General features: G+C 66.0%; 21 protein-coding genes. 9 read left to right on the forward strand and 12 right to left on the reverse strand.

Going from position 1 to position 23076, the window contains the following annotated elements; translation table 11 throughout:
- Positions 1-3230 precede the first annotated feature (3230 nt).
- Positions 3231-4748, forward strand: coding sequence for a MinD/ParA family ATP-binding protein (locus NA5_RS43000; RefSeq protein WP_443093735.1), 1518 nt, complete (start codon positions 3231-3233; stop codon positions 4746-4748).
- A 285-nt stretch (positions 4749-5033) separates the two neighbouring features.
- On the opposite strand, the gene NA5_RS07135 is transcribed toward NA5_RS43000, so the two are convergent.
- Positions 5034-6008: a GlxA family transcriptional regulator gene (locus NA5_RS07135; RefSeq protein ID WP_062983108.1), complete on the reverse strand. Its 975-nt coding sequence runs from the start codon at positions 6006-6008 to the stop codon at positions 5034-5036.
- A 100-nt stretch (positions 6009-6108) separates the two neighbouring features.
- On the opposite strand from NA5_RS07135, the gene NA5_RS07140 reads away from it, so the two are divergent.
- Positions 6109-6540, forward strand: coding sequence for a VOC family protein (locus NA5_RS07140; RefSeq protein ID WP_062983110.1), 432 nt, complete (start codon positions 6109-6111; stop codon positions 6538-6540).
- Positions 6541-6758: 218 nt separating this feature from the next.
- On the forward strand, positions 6759-7031 hold the full coding sequence (locus NA5_RS07145; RefSeq protein WP_062983113.1) for a hypothetical protein: 273 nt from the start codon (positions 6759-6761) through the stop codon (positions 7029-7031).
- 74 nt (positions 7032-7105) lie between these two features.
- Here the strand turns inward: NA5_RS07145 and NA5_RS07150 are convergent, their stop codons facing one another.
- On the reverse strand, positions 7106-7435 hold the full coding sequence (locus NA5_RS07150) for a DUF4254 domain-containing protein (RefSeq protein WP_245672127.1): 330 nt from the start codon (positions 7433-7435) through the stop codon (positions 7106-7108).
- A 345-nt stretch (positions 7436-7780) separates the two neighbouring features.
- Here NA5_RS07150 and NA5_RS07155 point away from each other — a divergent pair, with 345 nt between their 5' ends.
- Both NA5_RS07155 and NA5_RS07160 read left to right on the forward strand, forming a co-directional pair.
- Entirely contained in the window at positions 7781-8590 is an 810-nt protein-coding gene (locus NA5_RS07155) for a GntR family transcriptional regulator (protein ID WP_062983117.1), read from the forward strand.
- A 30-nt stretch (positions 8591-8620) separates the two neighbouring features.
- Positions 8621-9226, forward strand: coding sequence for a GNAT family N-acetyltransferase (locus NA5_RS07160; RefSeq protein WP_062983119.1), 606 nt, complete (start codon positions 8621-8623; stop codon positions 9224-9226).
- Between the two features lie 32 nt (positions 9227-9258).
- Here the strand turns inward: NA5_RS07160 and NA5_RS07165 are convergent, their stop codons facing one another.
- Positions 9259-10554 (reverse strand): hypothetical protein, encoded by a 1296-nt coding sequence (locus tag NA5_RS07165; protein WP_062983121.1) that lies wholly within the window; start codon positions 10552-10554, stop codon positions 9259-9261.
- A gap of 443 nt (positions 10555-10997) precedes the next feature.
- On the opposite strand from NA5_RS07165, the gene NA5_RS07170 reads away from it, so the two are divergent.
- Positions 10998-11663, forward strand: a complete 666-nt coding sequence (locus NA5_RS07170; protein ID WP_062983361.1) for a response regulator transcription factor — start codon at positions 10998-11000, stop codon at positions 11661-11663.
- Here the strand turns inward: NA5_RS07170 and NA5_RS07175 are convergent.
- Positions 11660-13075, reverse strand: coding sequence for a hypothetical protein (locus NA5_RS07175; RefSeq protein ID WP_062983123.1), 1416 nt, complete (start codon positions 13073-13075; stop codon positions 11660-11662). The genes NA5_RS07170 and NA5_RS07175 overlap by 4 nt on opposite strands.
- 78 nt (positions 13076-13153) lie before the next feature.
- Positions 13154-14065: a cupin-like domain-containing protein gene (locus NA5_RS07180; RefSeq protein ID WP_062983125.1), complete on the reverse strand. Its 912-nt coding sequence runs from the start codon at positions 14063-14065 to the stop codon at positions 13154-13156.
- Positions 14066-14296: 231 nt separating this feature from the next.
- On the opposite strand from NA5_RS07180, the gene NA5_RS07185 reads away from it, so the two are divergent.
- From NA5_RS07185 to NA5_RS07195, 3 genes are all read left to right on the forward strand, one after another.
- Positions 14297-15862, forward strand: a complete 1566-nt coding sequence (locus tag NA5_RS07185) for a hypothetical protein (RefSeq protein WP_062983130.1) — start codon at positions 14297-14299, stop codon at positions 15860-15862.
- Between the two features lie 44 nt (positions 15863-15906).
- Positions 15907-16338 carry a D-aminoacyl-tRNA deacylase gene (dtd, locus tag NA5_RS07190; protein WP_062983132.1) on the forward strand — a complete coding sequence of 144 codons (432 nt, stop codon included), beginning with the start codon at positions 15907-15909 and terminating at the stop codon, positions 16336-16338.
- 152 nt (positions 16339-16490) lie between these two features.
- Positions 16491-17999: a hypothetical protein gene (locus tag NA5_RS07195; protein ID WP_062983363.1), complete on the forward strand. Its 1509-nt coding sequence runs from the start codon at positions 16491-16493 to the stop codon at positions 17997-17999.
- Between the two features lie 543 nt (positions 18000-18542).
- Here NA5_RS07195 and map read toward each other — a convergent pair.
- The 7 genes from map to rplR all read right to left on the reverse strand — a co-directional run bounded on the left by map (position 18543) and on the right by rplR (position 23075).
- Positions 18543-19340, reverse strand: coding sequence for a type I methionyl aminopeptidase (gene map / locus NA5_RS07200; protein WP_062983134.1), 798 nt, complete (start codon positions 19338-19340; stop codon positions 18543-18545).
- Positions 19341-19346: 6 nt separating this feature from the next.
- On the reverse strand, positions 19347-19892 hold the full coding sequence (locus tag NA5_RS07205) for an adenylate kinase (protein WP_062983136.1): 546 nt from the start codon (positions 19890-19892) through the stop codon (positions 19347-19349).
- The gene (gene secY, locus NA5_RS07210) at positions 19889-21211 is read right to left on the reverse strand and encodes a preprotein translocase subunit SecY (RefSeq protein ID WP_062983138.1); all 1323 of its coding nucleotides are present in this window, start codon (positions 21209-21211) and stop codon (positions 19889-19891) included. The genes NA5_RS07205 and secY overlap by 4 nt, the downstream gene beginning before the upstream one ends.
- A gap of 135 nt (positions 21212-21346) precedes the next feature.
- Positions 21347-21790, reverse strand: coding sequence for a 50S ribosomal protein L15 (rplO, locus tag NA5_RS07215; RefSeq protein WP_062983140.1), 444 nt, complete (start codon positions 21788-21790; stop codon positions 21347-21349).
- A 1-nt stretch (position 21791) separates the two neighbouring features.
- Positions 21792-21971 carry a 50S ribosomal protein L30 gene (rpmD, locus tag NA5_RS07220; protein WP_062983142.1) on the reverse strand — a complete coding sequence of 60 codons (180 nt, stop codon included), beginning with the start codon at positions 21969-21971 and terminating at the stop codon, positions 21792-21794.
- On the reverse strand, positions 21971-22636 hold the full coding sequence (gene rpsE, locus NA5_RS07225; RefSeq protein WP_062983144.1) for a 30S ribosomal protein S5: 666 nt from the start codon (positions 22634-22636) through the stop codon (positions 21971-21973). The genes rpmD and rpsE overlap by 1 nt, the downstream gene beginning before the upstream one ends.
- 31 nt (positions 22637-22667) lie before the next feature.
- Positions 22668-23075 (reverse strand): 50S ribosomal protein L18, encoded by a 408-nt coding sequence (gene rplR, locus NA5_RS07230; protein WP_062983146.1) that lies wholly within the window; start codon positions 23073-23075, stop codon positions 22668-22670.
- Position 23076: the final 1 nt, after the last annotated feature.

The following is a 23076-nucleotide window of genomic DNA, read 5'->3' on the forward strand; positions in this document are numbered from 1 at the left end:
ACGACGACCTCATCGATGAAGCGCCTTCGCGGCGTGGACGTTCCAAGCGTGCGCCGGAGGCGGAGCGTCCCGAAGCCGCGCGCCGGGAAAAGCGCCGATTCGGCCGACGCAAAGGTAAGGACGAGCAGTCCGAGGACCCCGGCCAGCGCCCGGGTTCGGCGGCACGCGAATTGTCCGGTCCCGGTTTCGAACTGCACAGTGGACCGAGTGGCTTCCAGGGCCCGAACGCCTTTCCTGGACCCGAACCCCAGCGCGGCCCGGAGCACGGGGACTCGCGACAGGGATCGCCGCCCGGCTACGGTCCACACGCGAGTCCGGATGGTTCGCCGCATTCGGAAAACGGCTGGCAGGGCAGCAATCCGCTGCCGACCCGCAACCCACGTCAACCCTCCGCCGGATTCGCCCCCCTCGGCGGCAGGCCGCCGACGCCACCGGTGGTTCCCGCACACCTTTCCGGTCCGCAGCAGCCCACTGCCGACTACCAGCAGCCGGGGGTAGGCCAACCGACTGCCACAGAGCCGCCCGCATCCGTCGAGGAAACGGTGCGCTACCAACCGTCGCGCCCCAACCTGCCGCCCTCGCCGAACCAGGCGGCCGCACAACCATATTCGCCTGCCACACCACCGCAGCCGCCAACGAGCGAGCAGCCCGGCACGCCGCCGACCGGCGACTTCGACGCCCCGCCGCCATGGCTCGATACACCACGGACCGAACAAGGCCAACTGTCGCCCGAAGCGGCTGGCGTGGGCCCGCGCACCCCCGAAGCCTCGGCACCCGTTCACTCCGGCCCGACCTCGGCGCCCGAAAATCGCTTCGACAACGGCCAGCTCGTCGGACCGCCCACCCGGCATGATGAGCCTGGGCCGCATGATCCGCGCGGAATAGACAGTCCACCTTCGCGACTCGACGAGTCGCGGGCGGGCTCGCGCACGGACAGCGCAGCGTCGGGAATCGACGAATCACAGCCGGGCTCACGCACAGACAACGCAGCGTCGCGACTCGACGAATCACAGCCGGGCTCACGCACAGACAACGCAGCGTCGCGACTCGACGAATCACAGCCGGGCTCACGCACAGACAACGCAGCGTCGCGACTCGACGAGTCGCAGCCGGGCTCACACACAGACAACGCAAGGTCGGGAATCGACGAGTCGGGGGCTGGCTCGGCGCAGCAATTGGACGACGCGCGTCGGCTGGGTTCGCAAGGTGACGATGGTCCGCCGCCTTGGCTTGCGCCGCAGGATCGCATCGCTGATGAGCAAGAGGGTGCGCGGAGCGGGCAGCGGCCTGAGTTGCCGCCGCCACCTGGAGAGTTCGATGCACAGTCGGCCGTGGATTCCGGCGTGCCTTCGGACGCTGGCGCGGCAGGTGGTTCCGGCTCGGCAGCCGGGGCGGCGACGGATGAATCGGAGACGGTCGGCCGCACGGATCAGGGTTCGGCGCGAGTGTTCGGTACCGAGCAAGCGGCGGAAGACGCGGCTGGTTCTGCCGAAGGCGCGGGAACGGGTGACCGGGCGGAATCCCCCGGTGCGACACCGATATTCGATTCCGCGACGGTCGATCCGACTAGGCGGTCGGGCGGGGCTCCCGGCACCGGCCACCCCACCACGGGCGGAACACCTTCGGGCACAGTATCGTCCGCGAGTGGCGGCACACCCCACGACTACGGCCAGTACGGCCAGGCGACGCAAACCCCCAACGCCGACCCAGCCGCCGCGCAGGCCCCCGATTCGGGGGCGACACCTCAGACATCGGGCCAGTTCCATCGCCCCGCGTCCACACCACAGGCACTCGGCAACGACTTCCACCGACCGCCATCGACACCGCAAGCACTCGGCAACGACTTCCAACGACCCCCATCGGCACCGCAGGCACCCGACGAATTCGACCGCCCCGCACCACCCACGCCTGGCGGCGACTTCCACAGACCGGCATCGGCACCGCAGGCACCGGGCGGCGAGTTCGACCAGCCGCCCTTCGCGCCGCAGGAAACTGATGCGCAGGGGCCGACCGGATCGGCGACACCCGAATGGGCCACCGGCTCCAATCCGGCGGTTTCCGAGTTCCGAGGACCGGCGTCGGCGCCGGGCGAGGAGCCCGGAAGGCCGGGCGCGGGATCGCAGGGAACCTCGGCCGAAGCCCCAGTGCCGACCGGGACCGCAGGGCAGTCTGGATCCGCTGCGGCGCAACGAGGACGCGGGTCGGCCGCGCCTGGTTGGGCAGCGCACCCCGTGCCAGGGACGACGGGCGCACCAACGCCCGTCGGCGGACGGCACCGGTTGCCGTCGGAGATCGACGCCGCCAACGAGCCGGGTGCGTCTGGCGATGACGTCGCGCGGACGACCGACACTGTTGGCGACCAGCATGTTCCGACCGGCGAGCAGGCGGCACCGCACGCGCCACGCGACAAAGAAGGCCCAGCCGGAGCGCAGTCCGCGGTAGCCGAAGGGCACATCGGCGACCGCAACGATGCCGGATTCGCGCACCCCGCGACGGGCCCGCAAGCACCAGGCACCGACCAGCCGAATAGCCAGGGGCACAACGGAACTGGATACGCCCAGCCGCCTACAGGCCAATCACCCAGTGGCGACCAAGCCCGGCCATGGCAGACCGGACCCGGGTACGCGCAACCGTCCATCGGGCAGGCACCCGGCGACGATCACGCACCAGGGCAGGGCAACCCCGCACCCACGGGCCAAGTGCCGGGCAGCGACCCTGCGCCACAGCAAGGCGGAGCCGGAGCAGCGGTGCACGCTTCTGGCGATCTGGCACCGTGGCAGGCTGGTCCTGCGCCCACGGGCCAAGCGCCCGGCAGCGACTTCGCACCATCACAGAGCGCCCCTATCGAACGCGCACCCAGCAGCGAACAACGCCCTCAACCAGGCGGCCTTGGGCCTACGGGCCAAGCCGCTGGCAGCGATCAGGCTGGCCCCCCATGGCAAAGCGGTCCCACGGGCCAAGCGCTCGGCGGCGACGAAGGGCCATGGCAAGTCGATCCTGCGCACACGGGGCAGGTGCCCAACGGCGATCAGACACTGTCACAGAGCGGAGGCACCGGGCGCACACCCAGCAGCGACCAAAGCCTCCGACCGGCCGCCCCCGGGTCTACAGGCCAAGCCGAAGGCAACAATCAAGCCGCGGCGTGGCAGAACGGGCCCGGGCACGCGCAGCCGCCCATCGGGCAGGCACCGGTTAGCGATCAGGCTGGCCCGCCATGGCAGAGCGGTCCAATGGGGCAAGCCCTCGGCGGGGCTCATGCACCGTGGCAAGGCGGACCCGCGCCTACGGGCCAAGCGCCCGGCGGCGACCAAGCACAGAGCGGACCTATTGGGCGCGCACCTGGCGGCGACCATGCGTCGTGGCAAAGCGGACCCCCGCCCACTGACCCAGCGCGCGGCGACCAGGCACCGCAACCGCCGGGGCAGGTTCCCGGCGGCGCCCAGGCACCTTGGCCAGGCGTGGCTGGACCCATAGGGCACGCGTCTGGCGATCAGGCAGGTTGGCAGGGGCCCGGTTCCATCGGCCAAGCGCCCGGCGGGGATCATGCGCCGCGGCAGGGCGGGCCTGGGTATGGGCAGCCGTGGGTCGGGCGGGCGCCTGAGGGTGAGCAGTGGCAGAATCCGGCGGCGCGGGGGTCGGCGCAGCAGCCGACAGGTGATCCTGCTGACCAATGGCAGCAGGGGCAGGCTTCGGGGCCGATGGGACAGCAAGCGCCCGTTGGGGATCCGCAGGGATACGGCCGAACACCCCCGGGGCCGCAAGGGATGCCGCCTGGGTATCAGCAGGGTGGGCAGTATCAGCCGCAGCATCCGCATGGTCCGCAGCCTTCCCTCGATGACGTGCCGTTGCGGCGCGCGAAGAAGTCGCCGAGCAGTGGGTGGCGCAAGGCGGTGCACCATGTGTCCGGTGGCGCGATCAATCCCGGCTTGTCCGCGGAGGAGTTGCGGCTGCAGGAGTTGGTGGCGCGGATCCGGCAGCCGGTGCGCGGTGACTATCGGATCGCGGTGCTCTCGCTCAAGGGTGGTGTCGGAAAGACCACCACGACAATGGGTCTCGGGTCGATCTTCGCCTCCATCCGTGGTGATCGGGTGATCGCGGTCGATGCCAATCCGGACTTCGGCACGCTGTCGCAGCGGGTGCCGCTGCAGACCCGCTCGACCGTGCGAGATCTATTGCTCGATCCGGCGATCCAGCGGTATTCGGATGTGCGCAGGCATACCTCACAGGGCACCAGCCGATTGGAAGTGCTTGCCAGCGAACGCGATCCGGCGGCGTCGGAGGCGTTCAACGATGAGGAGTACCGCGCGGTCGCGCGCATTCTGCAGCGGTTCTACAACATCATTCTGACCGACTGCGGTACCGGACTGATGCATTCGGCAATGGGCGGCGTACTCGACCTCGCGCATTCGCTAGTGCTGATCTCGTCGGCCGCGATCGATGGCGCGCGCAGCGCCGCCGCGACACTCGACTGGTTGTCCCTGCACGGCCACGACCATCTGGTCCGCAATGCGGTCGTGGTCATCAACCTGCCGCGTGAGGGTTCCCCGAATGTCGGCATTCAGCAGCTGCGCGAATACTTCCTGTCGCGCTGCCGCGCCGTGCATATCATCCCCTACGACTCGCACCTGTCCGAGGGCGCCGAGATCGATCTGCACCGGCTACACAAGACCACCAAGCGCGCCTACGTCGAACTCGCCGCTACCGTCGCAGACGAATTCGGCATCGATCACCGCCGCTACGGTGTTTGATTCGCCGCACCCGCGACGCGGCGTGTTCGTGGCCCAGAATGTCCGCACCGCGTAGCGACTCGATGAGCAGCGGTGGCCGGGCGACCGACGAGGCCACGCGTCCGACCATTCCGAGCGACCGGCAAGCAATTGAGCGACGTCGTCGAAGCGCCCGCAGCGCAGGCACTTCGACGACTCGGCTGAGAGGGCCGCGCCTTCGCACGAACGCGACACCGGCCGCGAACTCCGCTCGTAGAAACTCGCTCCGTGGAATCATCACGGCCGCAACCATGCGCAGCCGGGAACTCACCAGGACAGCCGGGACGCGCGCACCTCCGCAATCGATCGCCCGCGACGGCGGCGGAACAGTCCGCGCAGTGTGCCCGCGTTCAGGTAGCCGACCTTGTCCGCTATCGCGTCGATCGTCAGCGTTGTGGTGCGCAGCAGTTGGGTGGCGCGCTCCAGCCGCACCTCGTGCACGAAATCCCTTGGTGACATTCCGATTTCGGCTTGGGTGGCGCGCTGTAGCGTGCGTTCGGTGACGCCGAGTAGATGCGCCGCGTCGGCGATGCGGAACTGCTCGGCGATGTGGTCGCGCACCCACCGCTCGAATGCGGCGACCAGAGAGTCGTTGCGGGCGATCACCTCGGGGATCGCGGAGTCGATCTGCGTTCGGCGATCACCGACCACCAGATATCGCGCGGTCAATTCGGCCAGGGTCGGACTCTGCGCGGCGATCAGCGCCAGCGCGAGGTCGATATGCGATAGCGAGGCCGCCGCCGTGGTGAGCCGATCCGCCCGACACAGGATTCGGCTCTCGTCCAGGTCGATGCGCGGATACCGGCGCCGAAAGGCCGGGCCAAGCCACCAACTCGTCGTCGCCGCCACGCCGTCCAGCACACCCGCCTCGGCCAGATAGAAGGTGCCGGTGCAGGCCGCGGCGAGGTGTGCACCGGATTCGTAGGCCCGCGTCATCAGTTGTAGCACCGGCCGATTCGCGGGTGCGGAAACCAAGCCGATCAGCCCGTCCGCATCCAGGACGCGCGTTGCCGGAACGACGATCAGACCGACATCGTCGGGCAGTTCGGTCATCGGTGTCGTCGGCGCGCGGAAACCGTGCGCCGTGAGCACTTGTTCGCCATCGGCGACGAGATGCACCCGCCATGGTTCGGGAGCCGTCTCCAGCTCCTCGCGCAGTCCATTGGCGGTGGCGAAGGTCTCCAGTACGGCGGTGAGCCCGAGGTCGGCGACGCCGTCCTGCACGAAGACCGCAACATGCATGTCGCAAACAGTACTGAATATGTCGTTTCCGACACTCGGAACTGCGGAATAAGCGGCTTAGTCTTCGTACTACTTACCCGGCCTGCCCTGCGGAGTTCATATGACGATCGTCGAAACCAACGGTATCCACCACATCCGGCTGACCGTGACCGATATCGACCGCTCCAAGGCGTTCTACCGCGACGTGCTCGGTTTCGAGATCGCGGTGGAATCGCCGGGCCGTCCCGAGGATCCGCAGGTGCGCACCGACCCGGCCCAGTTCTACGGCGGCGTCGTATTCCAAACGAACGGAATGCTGTTCGGACTACGTCCGGTGGCCGAACCGAGCGACAAATTCGATTCCGAGCGCGTCGGCCTGGACCATCTCAGCTTCACCGTGCCCTCGGTCGACGATCTGACCCGCACCGCCGCCCGGTTGGCCGAGGCCGGAATCGAGCACGGCGAGGTCACGCCGCTGGACGGACTCGGCATCGCGATCCTGTCCTTCAGCGATCCCGACGGTATTCACCTCGAGCTCACCGCACCGCTGTGAACGCGCCGGCGCACTGTAGTAACCCGACGTTCCGTCGGCCGCCAACGCTGGTGCGCACGAATGTCGGCTCGGCACTGCCGAGCACCAGCGAACTACTGTGCGCACTGAGCGGAAAACAGATCCGCGGGCATGTCTGCCGATGGTCGCACGATCTGGTCCGGTTGCACCGCATAAGACGCGAGCATCCCCAGCGCGCAGCCGTAATCGACTGTCTCCGAATGGAATTGGTTGCCAATATCAATACCTGGGCAACCGAGCATCTGACACTGCGCACCACCGACCAGCGCGGCGCCGCACTCGGCGACATCATCGATCGCATCGCGGCCACCGCCGACCGCGCCTTCCACCTGCTGATGACCGGTGATCTGACCGGCGAACATATGCACGTGGCATGGACGCGACTGGCCGAATTGTCGAATGCCTATGGAGATTTGGTCCGCGAGGCCGAGGACGGGCGCTGGTGCCTGTCAGCCAACACCAGAAACCGGTAACTCGACCGCCGCGAATCAGCAAGGGGCCGTGACTACCCGGCAGGGAAGCCACGGCCCCTCGTCAACCCGGGTCGTCACCACTCCGGGAGTCGCCGCCGCCCCGCGAGTACATCGCGGACCAAATCGTCGTAGGCATCGGCCAATTCGGCCAGGTGATGCCACGCGCCGTGTAGCTGTTCGTCGTGCGCGTCCAGGGTCATCAGCGCGTGGTGCGCGCGGACCGAGGACTCCGCGATCCGGTCGATGACCGAACCGACGGTTTCGGTGTGTAGTGTCGCGCCGAGCCGGTGCTGCGGCACACTGCGCGCCACCCAATCATCGATCGCCATGACCAATTCGATTCTGCGACGCTCGATTTCGAGGATCGTCGCCGGATCGGTCGATACCGATCCGCCACGACCCACGAGCCGTCTCTCATGCAGAATCGCCAGGTCACGGGCGAACCAGAGCAGCGGACCACCGACAACCCGGTGACCGCGACACGCCCGAACAAGTAGATCCGACGTGGGAAGTAGTCCAGGAGTAAGGGACTGCACCGTCGAATCGACACACCTCGGTGTGCCTGGAAGAGCCATCACAACCGTTGATGAATCCGAACCTGCCACGTTGCCTCGCCGTCATCGCCGCACAACACCTGGATCAGGACGTTCATTACAATAAACCTCTGAAGGCACCTGTCAAGCGTTACCCGGCCGTAAGGTGTGATGAAGAGTACACTTCGTTACCTGCACGACTGACCGAGGAGCAAGATGGCGGACGGTCCGACGTATCTCCGGATCGCAGACCTCCTCCGCGAGGAGATCCGCGCAGGCAAGTGGAATCCGGGCGATCGGTTGCCCAGCCATACCGAGCTTGCCGACCAAATGCAGGTTTCGATCACTACCGCGCGCAATGCCATTCAGGTGCTTGTCACCGAAAATCTGGTCTACACAGCTACTTCCCGCGGCACGATCGTCCGAAACCAAGAAGTTCTGGAATCGGTTGTCACCGACCATATTCGCCCGGATCGTCCGCAGTCGGCCCACGATATTTTCGAAGAGATCGCGCGCGCCGCACATCGCGAGCCGACCAAGGAGTTCAGCGCGAAGATGGAACCGGCGAATCCGGAGGTGGCGCATTGGCTCGGCGTGCCGGAGGATTCCTGGGTGCTGGCCAGGACGGTCGTCCAGTACTTGGACAACGAGCCGTGGTCGTGGGAGGTCAGCTTCTATCCACGGGACTTGGCGGAGGCGACCGGCATCGACTCGCCGCACGATATTCCCGAGGGCACGACACGCCGACTTGCCGACCGCGGCCACGCCGAGACCGCGCACCGCGACACGCTTGTCGCCCGCCCGGCCAGTGCCGAGGAGGCGATCGTGCTCGGTGTCGCGACCGGCACTGTCCTGCTGGACCATCTCCGCATCGGCGCCAATCACGAGCGCATCACCAGGGCCACCCGGCATCGGTCGATCGCCACCCGCAACCGGCTGGCCTATGAGCTCGGCGACGACGAGGGCAGCAACGTCATCCGACATACGCTCGGGATTTCCTACCGGCCGGGTATCTCGTTGCCATGAAAAACGTTCCGCCATGAATACGGTGCAGTCATGAATTCCATCCGCCGGGCAACCCTGAGTGACCTCGGCACCATCTGTCGGCTCCGGATCCAGCGCACCGCCTGGCTCACGGCGCGTGGCTCCGATCAGTGGACGGTCGCGGGCCGTGGCCTGCCGATCGAGATCTTCGCGCGGGCGGTCGGTCGATCGCTGGACGCGGGCGAAACCTGGATCGCCGAGGTGGCCGGGGAACCGGCCGGGACGATCACCGTCAACGACCACGCGGACCCCGGATTGTGGTCGCCATGGGAACTGGCCGATGCGGTGATCGCGCATTTCATGATCGTCGACCTCCGCTTCGCCGGGCAGCGCGTCGGCCACCGGCTATTGGCGCACGCCGCATCGCTTGCGCGCCAACGCCAACGCCATTGGGTCCGACTAGATGCCTGGACCACCAATACCGATCTGCACGACTACTACCGCAGGGAAGGCTTCCATCTGGCCAGGATCGCGGGCCCGGCCGCCTCGGGACCGTCCCGTGCGCTGTTCCAACGCCGCTCCGACAGCTGGACCTTCGAGCCGACGACACCGATGCTCACCCATGTGTCGCAGCCGACGCCGCAGCCCGCGCCGGAGGCTCACAGCGGCGGCAGATAGGCGATCCGCACAGGATTCTCGCGGAGCGAGGGCTACAGCACAACTCGATCATCGCATGGACGTCTGTCGTCCAAGAGACGAAACCCCGGCATACTCGCGGAAACCGGCTCGGGCCACCGGTTTCCGATATGGACGCGATTCGGCTGCGGCGCAAACAATCCGGCCGCCGACAGCTGACGCATCGCGGCTTCGAGATCGGCATCGCGCCCGAAGGCGTCCACCAGCAGCTCCCGGGTGACCTCGCCGCGCTCGGTGGCAGTCAGCAAGCGCGTTATCGCGGTTCGCGTTCGGGTGCCCGGATCCCCCGACAGTAACCGGGCCACCGTCTCGACCACGGTGTGCGACTCCCAGATTTCCGGCATCGCCACACCGCACTGCTGTACCGAGGGCGACTCCCCGCAGTACCATCGCTGGCCGTCCCACCAGAAGCAGAACGAGAGCAAGCCGACGGCCGCGCGCGGAGTCAATACCGCGTTGGTCACCCAATCCGGTGCTCCCGCATAGAAATTCGGCAGGTCGACGCCGCCGTTGTAAGCCGCGTTCAAGGCCGGTGCGTCCCATACCCCGCCCGAAAGCACGGCACGGCCACCCGGCACGACATACAGCGTGGAGCCGCTACTGCGGTTCCCGCCGCTCTCGAACCAGCCGTTCGACGGCACGACGCGGGGCCCGCGGTTGGACGAAACGGCGACGTGCGCCGCCGAAATCATCGCCCAGCGGGCCCACAACTGCGGAAACGAGGGCAGTTCCGGATCCACCAGGCGCGCGGTCACCCCGTGCGCCCGGTCGACGAGCGCTGCGGCCACGGCGCGGCGCGGACGGCGACACTGCCGGTCTCGGTGGCCCATGTAGGCCGCCAACCACACCGGCAGTCGCGGCCGTGGATACGCCGCCACATCGGCGCGATACGCCTCCGGGCGGAAGAGTTGATCGGCCGGGAATGGTTCGTCGCCATAGTCGTAGTCGACCTCGACGTAACCATATGCGTTGGCCCGCAACAACAGTCGCCACCACGGCTCGGTGCCGGACGCGGCGATCTCGGCACGGTACTGCCGCACCAGCGCGACCACCGACTCCGGCACTTCCAGGCGTACCGGCCGATGGTCGCCGGTGAACTCGACCCGCGCCGATTCGACGGTCACCGTCAACGCGAATACCGCGTTCAACCGCTGCCAACCGAGTGGTCCGAGTTCGCCCAACTCGCTCGCGATGCGCGAAACCAAGGTGTCGGCGTACCGGCCGTGGTCCGCGACGACGATCTGTTCGTCGCGCCCATCCGTCGCCCGATCACCACCCCGCACGGAATCGCCACGCGATGCTCGAGTCATTGCTCTCGTTCCTGTTCCAACACAACCGATTCACCGATCGTGCACTGTTGTATCGAGTGCTCGCACATAGTGGCCATCGGTGTCATTTCCGATAGTGGCATGCCGATCGGCGCCCGCATCCCGTTACCGATGGCGACTAGCTAAAGGGACTGTTAAGAATTAGAACCGCCTCCCACCTGGGCGTCTGTCGAATTTTCGAGCGCTGAATTCGGCTCGATCTGCAAGCCGACCGCGGCCTGGATCAATAATTCATTGCGCTGCTGGCGTTCGTCGTGCTGCGGCCGCTATCCGACCGCATCTGCCGACGCGCGCTTCATGCGCGAGACCTCGAACAACTCCGCGATCCATGCGCAGGTCGATGCCGACGCCGAGGCGGCCGTGCATTGAACATGGCTATCCGCAAATGCCTGCGCGTCGAACCTTCGCTTTGCAAGGATCGGCGCGTGCGGCTTGTGCTGGTGGAAGACGACGACGGAGTCGGGGAAGCGCTGCAGGCCGCCCTCACCGCCCGCGGCTACCTCGTCGACCGCAAGCGGCGCGGTGTCGACCTACTACGCACGCACCGCGACTACGACGCGGTGATCCTCGATCTCGGACTACCGGATATGGACGGGCTCGAGGTATTGCGGCGGCTGCGTGCGGTCAGCACGGTTCCCGTGCTCATCCTCACCGCCCGCGCGGGTGAACGCACCGTCGTGCTCGCGCTGCGCTCTGGCGCGGACGACTATCTGGTGAAACCGCCGCGCATCGCGGAGTTGGTCGCACGGCTGGAGGCCATGACCCGCCGCGTCGTGGTCCACACCGCACCCGTGGAAGCGGTTGTCTCCCACGATGTTCGAGTGGATCTGATGGCTCGTCGGGTCGAGGTCGCCGGAGTGCCGATCATGCTCACCCACAAGGAATTCCAGCTGGTTCGGATCCTCGCGGAGCGACCCGATACCGCCATCAGCAGGCAAGAACTGATGGACCGTATCTGGGGCGACTCATCGGCCTCGGTATCACGCGCGCTCGATGTGCATATGGCCGGATTGCGCGCGAAACTCGACCGGCCCGGTTTGATCACCACCATCCGCGGCTTCGGCTATTGGTGGCGCACCGACGGATCCTAGCTCCGCACCGAACCGTGCCGCTGCCGAAAGCGCTGCTCGAACTCCGCGGCATAGACCGACGGCGCCACCGATGACGAAGATTGTTCCAGCACACCGTCATCCGCGACATAGAAGATCGCGCGCCCGATCGATATCTCGCCCGGTTCGGTCGGCACGTACACCATCCAGCCGATGCTGATCCGGTCCGCGCGCAGATTTTCCAGCCGATAGCCGGTGGTGTCCATGTTCTGATCCAGAATGAACTGCCGGACCCGGGCTATCGCGGCTCCCCGCGAGATCGGCTCCGGCAAGGTGATGGCCACACCGGCCAGCGTGAGCTGATAGAGCGCGCTGTCGATATCGAAGGTGCCATCGTCGCCGAAGACCTCGACGAGCGTATCCCGGGTTACCACACCGATTTCCGCCGCCGATACCAGATTTGCCACCGCAGCTCGCTGCCCATCGGTCGGCTGCTCCGCGACCAGGCCCGCGACCACACCGGCCACCGTATCGGAGGTCCAGATGCCGGGCACCGCCGCACTGAGCCGGTCCGCGGTGGGCGACTCGCCGCGATACCACCGACCGCCGTCCCACCAATAGCAGAACGTCAACAACCCGCTGGACGCGCGCGGATTCAGCACCGGATCGGCGACCCACTCCGGCGCACCGGCATACAGCGCGGGCATCGGCGTCCCGCCGTTGTAGACGGCATCGAGTTCGGGGGAATTCCACACGCCACCGGACAGCACCGCGCGACCCCCCGGCAGGGCATACAGGGTCGACCCGCTGCGTTGCGCACCCTCGAACCAGCCGAGGGCGGGCAAAACCCTTGGCCCCCATTGCGATCCAGCCGCCACAAAGGCGGCCGCGATGACCGCCCAGCGGGCCGACATCACCGGGAAGGCCGGAAATTCACGCTCGGACAGCACCGGGCGCACCCCATTTTCCCGGTCCGCTCTGGCCTGCGTGGCCGCGGCGGCGGCCGGACGCGATTGCCGGTCACCGTGGCGGATATAGGCCGCGAGCCAGACCGGCAGCCGGTCGCGCGGATACGCCTGCAAATCCGCTAGATAGACCTCGGGAAGGAATAGGTGATCGTCCGGGAACGGCTCGTCACCATAGTCGTAATCGACCTCGATCTCGCCGGTGCTCGCCGAGTCGATCAATAGTCGCCACCAGGGGCCGTCGCCCAATTGAGCCGAAAGATGCCGCTGTTCGCGGACCAACTCGAGCACATCATCGCTCGGCTGGACCCGCGCCTCCCGCTGCTCGTCATCGGCGAAGGTCACCAACCCGATCTCGGTGCTCGTGGTCATCGCGAACACGGCCTCCAGGCGACGCCAGCCGGACGGGCCACCGGCCGCGAGTGCGCGGGCGATCCGGTGCACGAGCTGTTCGGCCTGCTCGGTCGCTTCGCCATCAGATGTGGTCATGTCGCCGCAATCTCCCTCATCCGCGCACCGGCACCGGACCACCCGCCCAGTGCCGCGCCCACCAACCGCGGTTCGCGGTCACTTCCGCTTGCGGAACCTGCCCACGACGGCGTCAACTATGCGCAGCACACCGCGCACGGCCATCGGGAAGAAGGCCGCCTTCATGAACTCGAAATAGCTCGGGTTGTAGCGCGCGACATACGAGATCGCCGGATCCACGGATTCGACCTGGTGCCACCAGAACATCGGGATGTAGAGGATGTCACCGGTCTCGAGGACCACGTCGTAACAGGATGCCTCGCCCAGCTTTTCGAAGCTGCGCACATCCGGATCGAATTCGTCGGGAAGTCCGGTGTAGGGGTCGGAAACTGTCATCGGGATCCGGCCGTACACATTGCGGTACTCATTCGGCGGAAACAGCCGGACCCGCTTGCGACCGTGCAGCTGAATAAGCAGGCCGTGCCATGGGTCATTGTGCAGCGGCGTCAGATTGCCCTGCTGGCCGATCCACACACTGCTCGCCGCCGAGCTCTGCTGCCGGGTCCCGACGCGCGCGGGCAGTTGGTCGGCGAGTGGCTGCGGGTCGGCGGCCGCACGCGAGTAGTAGTTCTTGCCCGGCTTCGGCTCGTCGAAGACGGCTGCCATGACATCGCGATACTCGAGCACCTCGACCGGTGACGTCTCCTGTGTGAACACGTTGGTCGTGCTGGTCAGCGCGGCAACCTTCTGGTCGCCGTATTTCTCGCGCAGCGCTTGCGGCTGAAAATCATCGAATACGGGCCAAGTTGTTGCGACTCCGCGGAATACGACCGGAGTCTGCTCATCGAAGACGGCCTCGAGTTGGAAATCCCGATCCGGTACAACCAGTCCCTGCCGCCCGCCCGTCGACGGACTCACCAGATCCCGAACGCTCCGACCGACCCACAGTGCGAAGCTGGCTAGGAAAATAGGAGCCAGCGTGACCGGCCTCTCATCGTAACCCTTGGTCATATCCCCGAATCTTCTAAGAGAATTGGTCCAGTGCTGTGACTTTCGGTCGCTCAACGCCTCCATCACCCCGACGAGCCGAACCCTATCGACTACCTCGAGTCTACCGTCCCGAGCCGTACCCACCGCTGGGAACACACCGTCGCGGCCCGATCAGTGGACCTCCCACGAACGGCAACAGTCGGCACCGATCCGTCGCCTAGGGTCGAGAAGACACCGACCTCAGGAGATGTCGTGGCCGACTTGCCTTCGGACCCGTCGATTTCGCAGGTGACCGCGGCGGCCGAGCATCCACTCGACACCGACGAATTGCCCACCGCGCGTGGACTTCTCAGGACGCGGTTCGCATCGTCGGACACCATTGCCGGTGTAGACATCGTCGGGCGCTACATCGCACCGGGCATCATTCAGGTGGTGGTGATCGAGCAACTCGGCGCCGCCGAGGCCGTCACCACCGATCAGCTCGAACAGTGGCAGATCGAGAGCACCGAACTCTTCGAGCTGGCCGAGACGAACACCCGCGCCGCCAGGCGGCTCGAGATCGAATGGCGCAACTACAACGATGCGCATTTCGCCATTCTGAGCGGCTCGGATTCCGCGAGCGCGCACGCGAACTGGCTCGGCGATTATCCGGTAATCGGCACGTACGGAGCACTTTTCGTCGTCTCGCACGAGGGCAACATCTACGCGCATCCGATTGTCGGACCGAATGCGCTGACGGCGATGATGCTGCTGGGCAAGGTTGCCGCCAACACCTATCGCAGCGAACCGCAGCCCATCAGTCCGGCGGTCTACTGGTGGCGAGACGGGGAGATCGGCGTGGCCGCTATTACCGAGATCGATCCCGATGGCAATGTCGAGGTGCGCCCGACCCCGGAATTCGAGGCGTTACTGACCAGCCTGGCAGTGACCTGCGAATTCGCGGTGGTGCCCGCCGACGGGGTCGATACCGCGCTCGACGCGCTGGAACAGTACCGACAGATGTGCACCGCCCGGGACGACAATGCGACCCCACCCGCCATCGACGACCTCATCGCCGAAATCGACCGCAACGGTGGCGCTGTCGGATTTGTTGCGGCAGTGGCGGATTCGCGCGGGGCGGTACTGCGCACCTGGGGACCGAACCGAGGCCAGCACCTGCTCGCCGTGCTGAAACTCACCAAGAACCGCGGTCTCTCCGTGCTCGACGTCGAGACTGGCCACCTCTACGACCCGCGCGGACACGTCGAGGTCCACGTGACCGTCGGTGACGACCGGTCACTGCCCTACCTCACCCGCGCACTGCTCGACGACTTCGTGGTCGCCGCCGCCGACCCGGATGATCCTTTCCTGGTCGTCGCACGCGCGGACGAGACCTATATCCGAACACGCCGCCACGAGTGCGTCTACGAAATAGAGCACCGAGCCGGGTCCCCATCGGAACATTTTCGCGTATACACCTTGCGGCACAAGATTGTTCGCGATGTCATCTGGGCGTGGGCCTGTGCCGACCCGTCCTGGACGGCCGCGGTGCGGTGGCGGCGGGTCGATCCCACATCGCCCGGTATCGAGGCGGCATCCGGGCTGGAAATCCTGCAGGACGAGCTGTCGTGCGCCGGTGCCGGTCTCTCACCCGACGCACTCGCGCTCCTCGATACCTTTCTGGCAGTCCGTGATACGCCGATGCCGTCGATGGATATCGCCGGGATGGAGGATCTCGCGATCGACCCGGCAGTCTTGCGCGACCTGGCGTCGTCACACGCCGAAGAGGCACGCCCGATCACCGAAGCCGAGACAACCGACGACCCGGACGAGAGCTGAGGTGCACCCGGGTGCCGCGCTCACTCGGGTGCGAGGATCGAAGCATGCGAGTACTGGTGCAGCGCGTATCCGCCGCGCAAGTGACCGTCGACGGACAGACCGTTGGCCGGATCGAACCGAATCCGCAGGGCCTGCTCGCCCTGGTCGGCGTGACGCATGACGACACCGAAGCCACCGCGAAGGCATTGGCGGACAAGGTGTGGCGGCTGCGAATCCTGGCGGGGGAACGCGCCGCCGCGGATCTGAATGCGCCGATTCTCGTGGTCAGCCAGTTCACCCTCTACGCCGATACCGGCAAGGGACGGCGGCCGTCCTGGTCCGCCGCGGCGCCGGGCGCTGTCGCCGAACCGCTGGTCGATGCGTTTGCCCAGGCACTGCGCGAGCTCGGCGCGACCGTCGCCACCGGACGGTTCGGCGCGCACATGCACGTCGAACTGGTCAACGATGGTCCCGTGACACTGCTACTCGAGGGCTGATTCGCCGCAGCCGTCAACAGGTCGATCGCGGCGGCCGCGGTCGCCGGTTGATTGCCTGCTCATTCCGGCCATTTGTATGGCAAACTCGGTCGAGCAGAATGCGGCCGCTCGACGACCGTGACGCGGAAGGTGAAGCGGGAGTTGAGGTCGCGATGGATCTGAGGGATCTGAGTGCACTCGAGCGTCGGGTAGCCGAGGATCGCCGGGCAGCCATCGACCGGACGGTCGAGAACGAATTGCGTTTGGCCACGTCGCTGTGCGACCTGGCAAAGGGCTTGGTCGCCACCAAGAGCGGCCCCGGCCGGGACCGGACAGCCGAGGCGCTCGCGCCATCGCAGGAGTCTGTTGGCATCCGGCTGCACTGGCTCGCCGCCGGTCGCGTGACCGCCGAGTTCGCGGGCGAAGTCCAGGATGCGCTGCGCGTCTTCGAGCAGGCGACCCGGCACATCGGTCACCGTGAGCTGGCGGCGAGCACCATCCGCAATGCCTGCCATACCTACCGCCAAGTGGCGCGGACGCATCCGCAGGTCGCAGCGGTCTGCGCGGACGGCCTGTCGAAATGCGGCGTATGGTTGTGCCGCCTCGACCCGAAGGCGGCCGTCGCCGCCAGCGAGGATGCCGTACGCATCCGCAGCGCGCTGTTCGCGGCGAATCCGGATCAATCCGGAAAGTATCTGGCCAGCCTGAATATGCTGCTGCGCACGCTGATGGTCGGCCGCCAGCGCAAACAGGCCGTGGCGATGTACCGCGAGCGGTACGCGGCACTGACCTCGCCGGAGATGACCGCGCGACTGCGCGAAACCCGCATCGAGGACATCGATCTCACGAATAAGTCCTTCACCGCGCTCACCAAACTCGAAGCGCGAACCTTGCAGCGGGCGGGACATCTGACGCAGCAGCAGATCCTGTACCAAACCTCGGGCGATCTCGCCACCATCGAAGAGATCAACTGGAAACTCGCGCTGGTCGGCTTGAAGCCGCTGGCCGCGGGTGCGCTACCCGATCCACCGTCGCGGCCGGTGGAGATCGGCGCGACCTTCGGCGCATTGAGTGTCCGTTGCAGCGCTCGTGACGCCGTCGCCCAGGTCCGCGCCGCGATCATCGCGGCCTACGCCGCCGACAACGCACGCCAGGTCGATCGCACGGCCGTGCGCGGCGCGCACGAAACGCACTGGCACACCTTCGATCCCGAACTGAACTCGGCCGAATCGCTCGGCGACGATGTGGTGCTGATCGAACAGCCATACGGCGGTTCCGTTGTCGTCATGAGCCTCAACTGGGAGATGGCGCCCGTCGGCAAACACCCACTGGCACAGCATCTTTCCGCGCGCTGGCCGGTTATCAGCGTCACGGCGAACGAGAAGATGTCCTACGAGCTGTGTCGATACGAGGACGGCGTGGCCACCCAGTACGCTGCACTCGGCCGCCCGAGCGGTCAGGCTCCGCTCGATACCCCCTTGGCCCCCTTGGACTTCGCCGCCCTGGCCGACTACGGCGCGGACTACGCATCCGAAACCCAGGTCCGTGCCGCCTTCGGCAACACCGATATGTTCGCCAAACTCACCCACCTGCCCGCTAGCGGCATCCGGCAGGCGGCACTGGCCATTCCGCTCGCGGACTACGGCGACAACGTCCTGTTCTTCCGAGGCAACGGGAGTTGATCGACCCCGGCGCCACAGCCGAATCGAGCCGCGTGGCGGTCTAGCGGAAGCAGCTACCTACTCGAGACCTCACGCACCCCGCAGTACCGCCCTGAGCTGTGCGGAGACCGCATCGCCGCGGCGAAAGCGCGCATCGAGAGATCACTGTTCGCCGCAGAACTACGCAATGCCACAAGGGAATTCGAGTAGCTATCTACTCGGGTGACCACCCATCCTCGGCCATACGCTTCTCCCATCGTCGAAATTCAGTACGAATCAGAGGAGAAATCATCGCCACTGTGGTTGCGGTCGATCTCCTGGATGACCCCGAGGCGCGGTAAGACGCACGAGCGCGGGTGCAAGGAACGACGTCACCGATCCAGCGCGAGCTGGGTAACGTCAGGTAGGGCGGCGGACGCATTGTGTCCGAAGCCGTTGAATACCAGACATTTACGACCTGCGGGCGTCGGTGCGGCTCGGCTCCTCGCCGCGCGACGTCACCGAACCCGGAGTCGGATAGGGTGACCGACCACCGCACATGCAGGAACGTGCGGGATACCGCTCTTACTCCGGACGAACCGTAAGAATCCGCGGCCCATCCTCGGTAACCGCGACCGAATGTTCCCAGTGCGCGGCGCGGCTACCGTCCAGCGTCACCACGGTCCAGTCATCGTCGAGCACCTTCGTCTGCGTTGTGCCCAACGTCAACATCGGCTCGATCGCGAGCACCGATCCCACCACGAGTTTCGGCCCCTTACCCGGCGCACCCTCATTGGCCAGGAATGGATCCATATGCATCTCCCGGCCGATGGCGTGCCCACCGTAACCGTCGACGATGCCGTAGGACCGGCCGTGCTCCTTTTCGGCCGCGCGCGTACCCATTTCGATGGCATGGGAGATATCGGTCAGCCGGTTACCGGGCAGCATGGCCGCGATACCCGCCTCCATCGACATCTTGGTGGCCTCGCTGAGCAGCTGATCGGCCTCGATGATCGTGCCGACGCCGAAGGTCCAGGCCGAATCACCATGCCAGCCTTCGAGAATCGCGCCGCAGTCGATCGAGACAAGATCACCTTCGGTCAGAATTTCGGACGAAGTCGGAATCCCGTGCACCACACGGTCGTTCACCGACGCGCAGATCGAACCGGGAAAGCCGTGATAGCCCTTGAACGACGGCACCGCACCCGCATCGCGGATCACCTGCTCGGCGATCTCGTCCAACTCCAGGGTGGAAACCCCGGGATTGGCTGCCGCGCGCACCGCGACGAGCGCGCGGCCGACAATCGCACCGGCCGCGGCCATCGCGTCCAGTTCGCCCGCCGTCCGGAACGGCACGACCTTCTTCTTGCGGTTGAAGACCATCCGGCCTCAGTGTCCCAGGGCGCGCAGCGCGCGTGTGTTGACCTCGTCGATCTCACCGACACCGTCGACCGAGACGACCAGACCGTCGTAATGCTCCAGCAGCGGCTCGGTCTCCTCGCGGTACACCCGCAGCCGGTTGCGGATCACGTCCTCGTTGTCGTCGTTGCGGCCGCGCGCCATCATCCGGGCGACCACGGTCTCCTCGGGCACGACGAAGCAGAGCACCGCGTCGAGCTTCTTGTCCATATCCGCCAGGATCTTCTCCAGCGCGTCGGCCTGATCGACCGTGCGCGGGTAGCCGTCCAGCACGAAGCCGTTCGCGGCATCCGGCTCGGCCACCCGAGCCTCGACCATGCGGTTGGTCACATCGCTCGGCACCAGATCGCCCGCGTCGATGTACTTCTGCGCCTCCCGACCCAGCGGTGTCTGGGCGGTGATATTGGTGCGGAACAGGTCCCCGGTGGAGATGTGTGGGACACCCAGCTTGTCCGACAGGAGGTCGGCTTGAGTGCCTTTACCGGCGCCCGGCGGTCCGAGCAGTACGAGTCTCACTTGAGGAACCCTTCGTAATTTCGATTCATCAGCTGGCTTTCGATCTGCTTCACGGTGTCCAAGCCGACGCTCACCATGATCAGCACCGAGGTGCCACCGAACGGAAGGTTCTGGGTGCCACCGGACGCGCCGATATCGAGGAACAGGTTGGGCAGGACGGCCACGAGACCGAGGTAGATCGAGCCGGGCAGGGTAATGCGGCTCAATACGAAGTTGAGGTAGTCGGCGGTCGGCCTACCGGGACGGTATCCGGGAATGAAGCCACCGAACTTCTTCATCTCGTCCGCGCGTTCCTCCGGGTTGAAGGTGATCGCGACATAGAAGTAGGTGAAGAACACGATCAGACCGAAGTAGATCGCGATGTATACGGGGTTGCCCGGATTCACCAAGTATTTCTGGATGATCTCCTGCCACCAACTTCTATCGGTGGCGGTCTTCGACGAGGTCAGCTGCGCGACCAGGTTCGGCAGATACAACAGTGAGGACGCGAAGATCACCGGAATGACGCCGGCCTGGTTGACCTTCAGCGGCAGATATGTCGAGGAACCGCCGTACATCTTGCGGCCGACCACACGCTTGGCGTACTGCACCGGAATCCGGCGCTGGCCCTGCTCGACGAAGATGACCGCGGTGACGATCGCGAACGCGGCCACACAGACCAGACCGAAGACCAGTCCACCGCGGTTCTGCAGGATGTTGTTGCCCTCGTTCGGGATACGCGCGGCGATACCTGCGAAGATCAGCAGTGACATGCCGTTGCCGATGCCGCGCTCGGTGATCTGCTCGCCGAACCACATGACCAGTGCGGCACCGGCGGTCATCACCAGCACGATGATCACCATGCCGAAGATACTGGTGTCGGCCAGGATGTCCTTCTGGCAGCCCTGCAGCAGCTGACCGCGGGCCGCGAGCGCGACCAGACCGGTGGCCTGCAGAATCGCCAGCGCGATCGAGAGGTAGCGGGTGTACTGCGTCATCTTGTTCTGGCCTGCTTGGCCTTCTTTGCGCAGTTCTTCGAAGCGCGGGATGACGACGGTGAGCAGCTGGATAATGATGCTCGCGGTGATGTAGGGCATGATGCCGATCGCGAAGACCGACAATTGCAGCAGCGCACCACCGGAGAACAGATTGATCAGCTGATAGATACCGGCGGAGTCACCGCCGGAGACCAGGTCTATACATTCCTGGACGCTCTTGTAGTCGACACCGGGGGACGGCAGCGAAGCACCCAAGCGGTACAGCGCGATCAACCCCAGCGTGAAGAGAATCTTCCGCCGTAAGTCCGGAGTCCGGAAGGCCGATACGAAGGCGGAAAGCACAGATCCTCCTGGCGAACGACATGGTCATGCCATGGAAATAACCCATGACGAGGCTTTGGCAGACAACAATTGAACTCTAACAGTGGCACCGGACGAGCCTTCACTCGTCCGGTGCCACTTGTTGTCAGAGTACCGTCAGCCCAGCTCGGTGACAGTGCCACCGGCCGCGGTGATCTTCTCCTTGGCGGCGCCGGTCACCTTGTCGACGGTCACCTGGACCGCGACGCCGATCTCGCCGTCGCCGAGAACCTTGACCAGCTGGTTCTTGCGAACCGCGCCGGCGGCCACCAGCTCCGCCTTGCCGACCGCGCCGCCCTCGGGGAACAGCTTGGCGATCGAGCCGACGTTCACGACCTGGTATTCCACCCGGAACCGGTTCGTGAACCCCTTGAGCTTGGGCAGCCGCATGTGAATCGGCATCTGCCCACCCTCGAAGGCGGCCGGGACATTCTTGCGAGCCTTGGTGCCCTTGGTACCGCGGCCCGCGGTCTTGCCCTTGGAGCCCTCACCGCGACCCACGCGGGTCTTCTCGGTCTTGGCGCCGGGAGCCGGACGCAGGTGATGCAACTTGATGGTCATGTCAGACCTCCTCAACTGTTACGAGGTGGCGCACGACGTTGATCAGCCCACGGTTCTGCGGATTGTCCTCACGAACCACGGTCTGGCGGATCTTGCGCAGGCCGAGCGTACGAAGGCTCTCCCGCTGATTCGCCTTGGCGCCGATCGACGACTTGATCTGGGTCACCTTGAGATCTGCCATTACCTGGCACCTCCCGCTGCCTGAGCGCGCGCACGCAGCATGCCCGCCGGAGCGACATCCTCGAGCGGCAGGCCACGGCGAGCCGCGACCTCTTCCGGACGCTGCAGCTGCTTGAGCGCCGCAACGGTCGCGTGCACGACGTTGATGGCGTTGTCGCTACCGAGCGACTTCGCCAGAATGTCATGGATACCAGCGCATTCCAGCACCGCGCGCGCCGCACCACCGGCGATCACACCGGTACCGGGCGAGGCCGGACGCAGCATGACCACACCGGCCGCCGCCTCACCCTGTACCGGGTGGGTGATGGTCGAGCCGATCATCGGAACACGGAAGAAGCCCTTGCGAGCCTCCTCGACACCCTTCTGGATGGCCGCGGGAACTTCCTTGGCCTTGCCGTAGCCGACGCCGACCAGACCATTGCCGTCACCGACGATCACCAGGGCGGTGAAGCTGAAGCGACGACCACCCTTCACGACCTTGGAGACGCGGTTGATCGCTACGACGCGCTCCAGCTGGTTCTTGTCGGTCTGCTGGTCACGACGGTCACCACCGCCACGACGATCGCGACCACCGCCGCGGCCGTCCCGGCTGTCGCCGCCACCGGCGGCACCATTCTGCTGTCCGGCGGGTCCGTTGCCGCCGTCACGCCTCTGACGTCCCGGCATCAGACGTTCCTTCCGTAAATGTTTGCAGTCATCAGAACTTCAACCCACCTTCGCGAGCGGCATCGGCGAGCGCCGCGATGCGGCCGTGGTAGTCGTGGCCACCACGGTCGAATACGACGGCCTCGATGCCCGCGGCCTTGGCACGCTCGGCGATCAGCTGACCGACCTTCTTGCCCTTGGCCGACTTGTCGCCGTCCAGTGCGCGCACATCGGCCTCGATCGAGGACGCGGCGGCAATGGTCTTGCCGAGCGAGTCGTCGATGAGCTGTGCGTGCAGGTGACGCGAGGAGCGGTTGACCACCAGACGCGGACGCTCGGTGGTGCCGACGACCTTCTTGCGCAGACGGAAGTGACGGCGGGTCTTCGACAGACGACGCGTCGTCGACACGTCCTTGCCACGCGGAATGCGCTTGGCCTTCTGGTTTTCGGTTTGCGCCATG

Origin of the sequence: Nocardia anaemiae NBRC 100462 (genome assembly GCF_001612725.1) — a bacterium.
In the GTDB taxonomy this organism is placed as follows: Bacteria; Actinomycetota; Actinomycetes; order Mycobacteriales; family Mycobacteriaceae; genus Nocardia; species Nocardia anaemiae.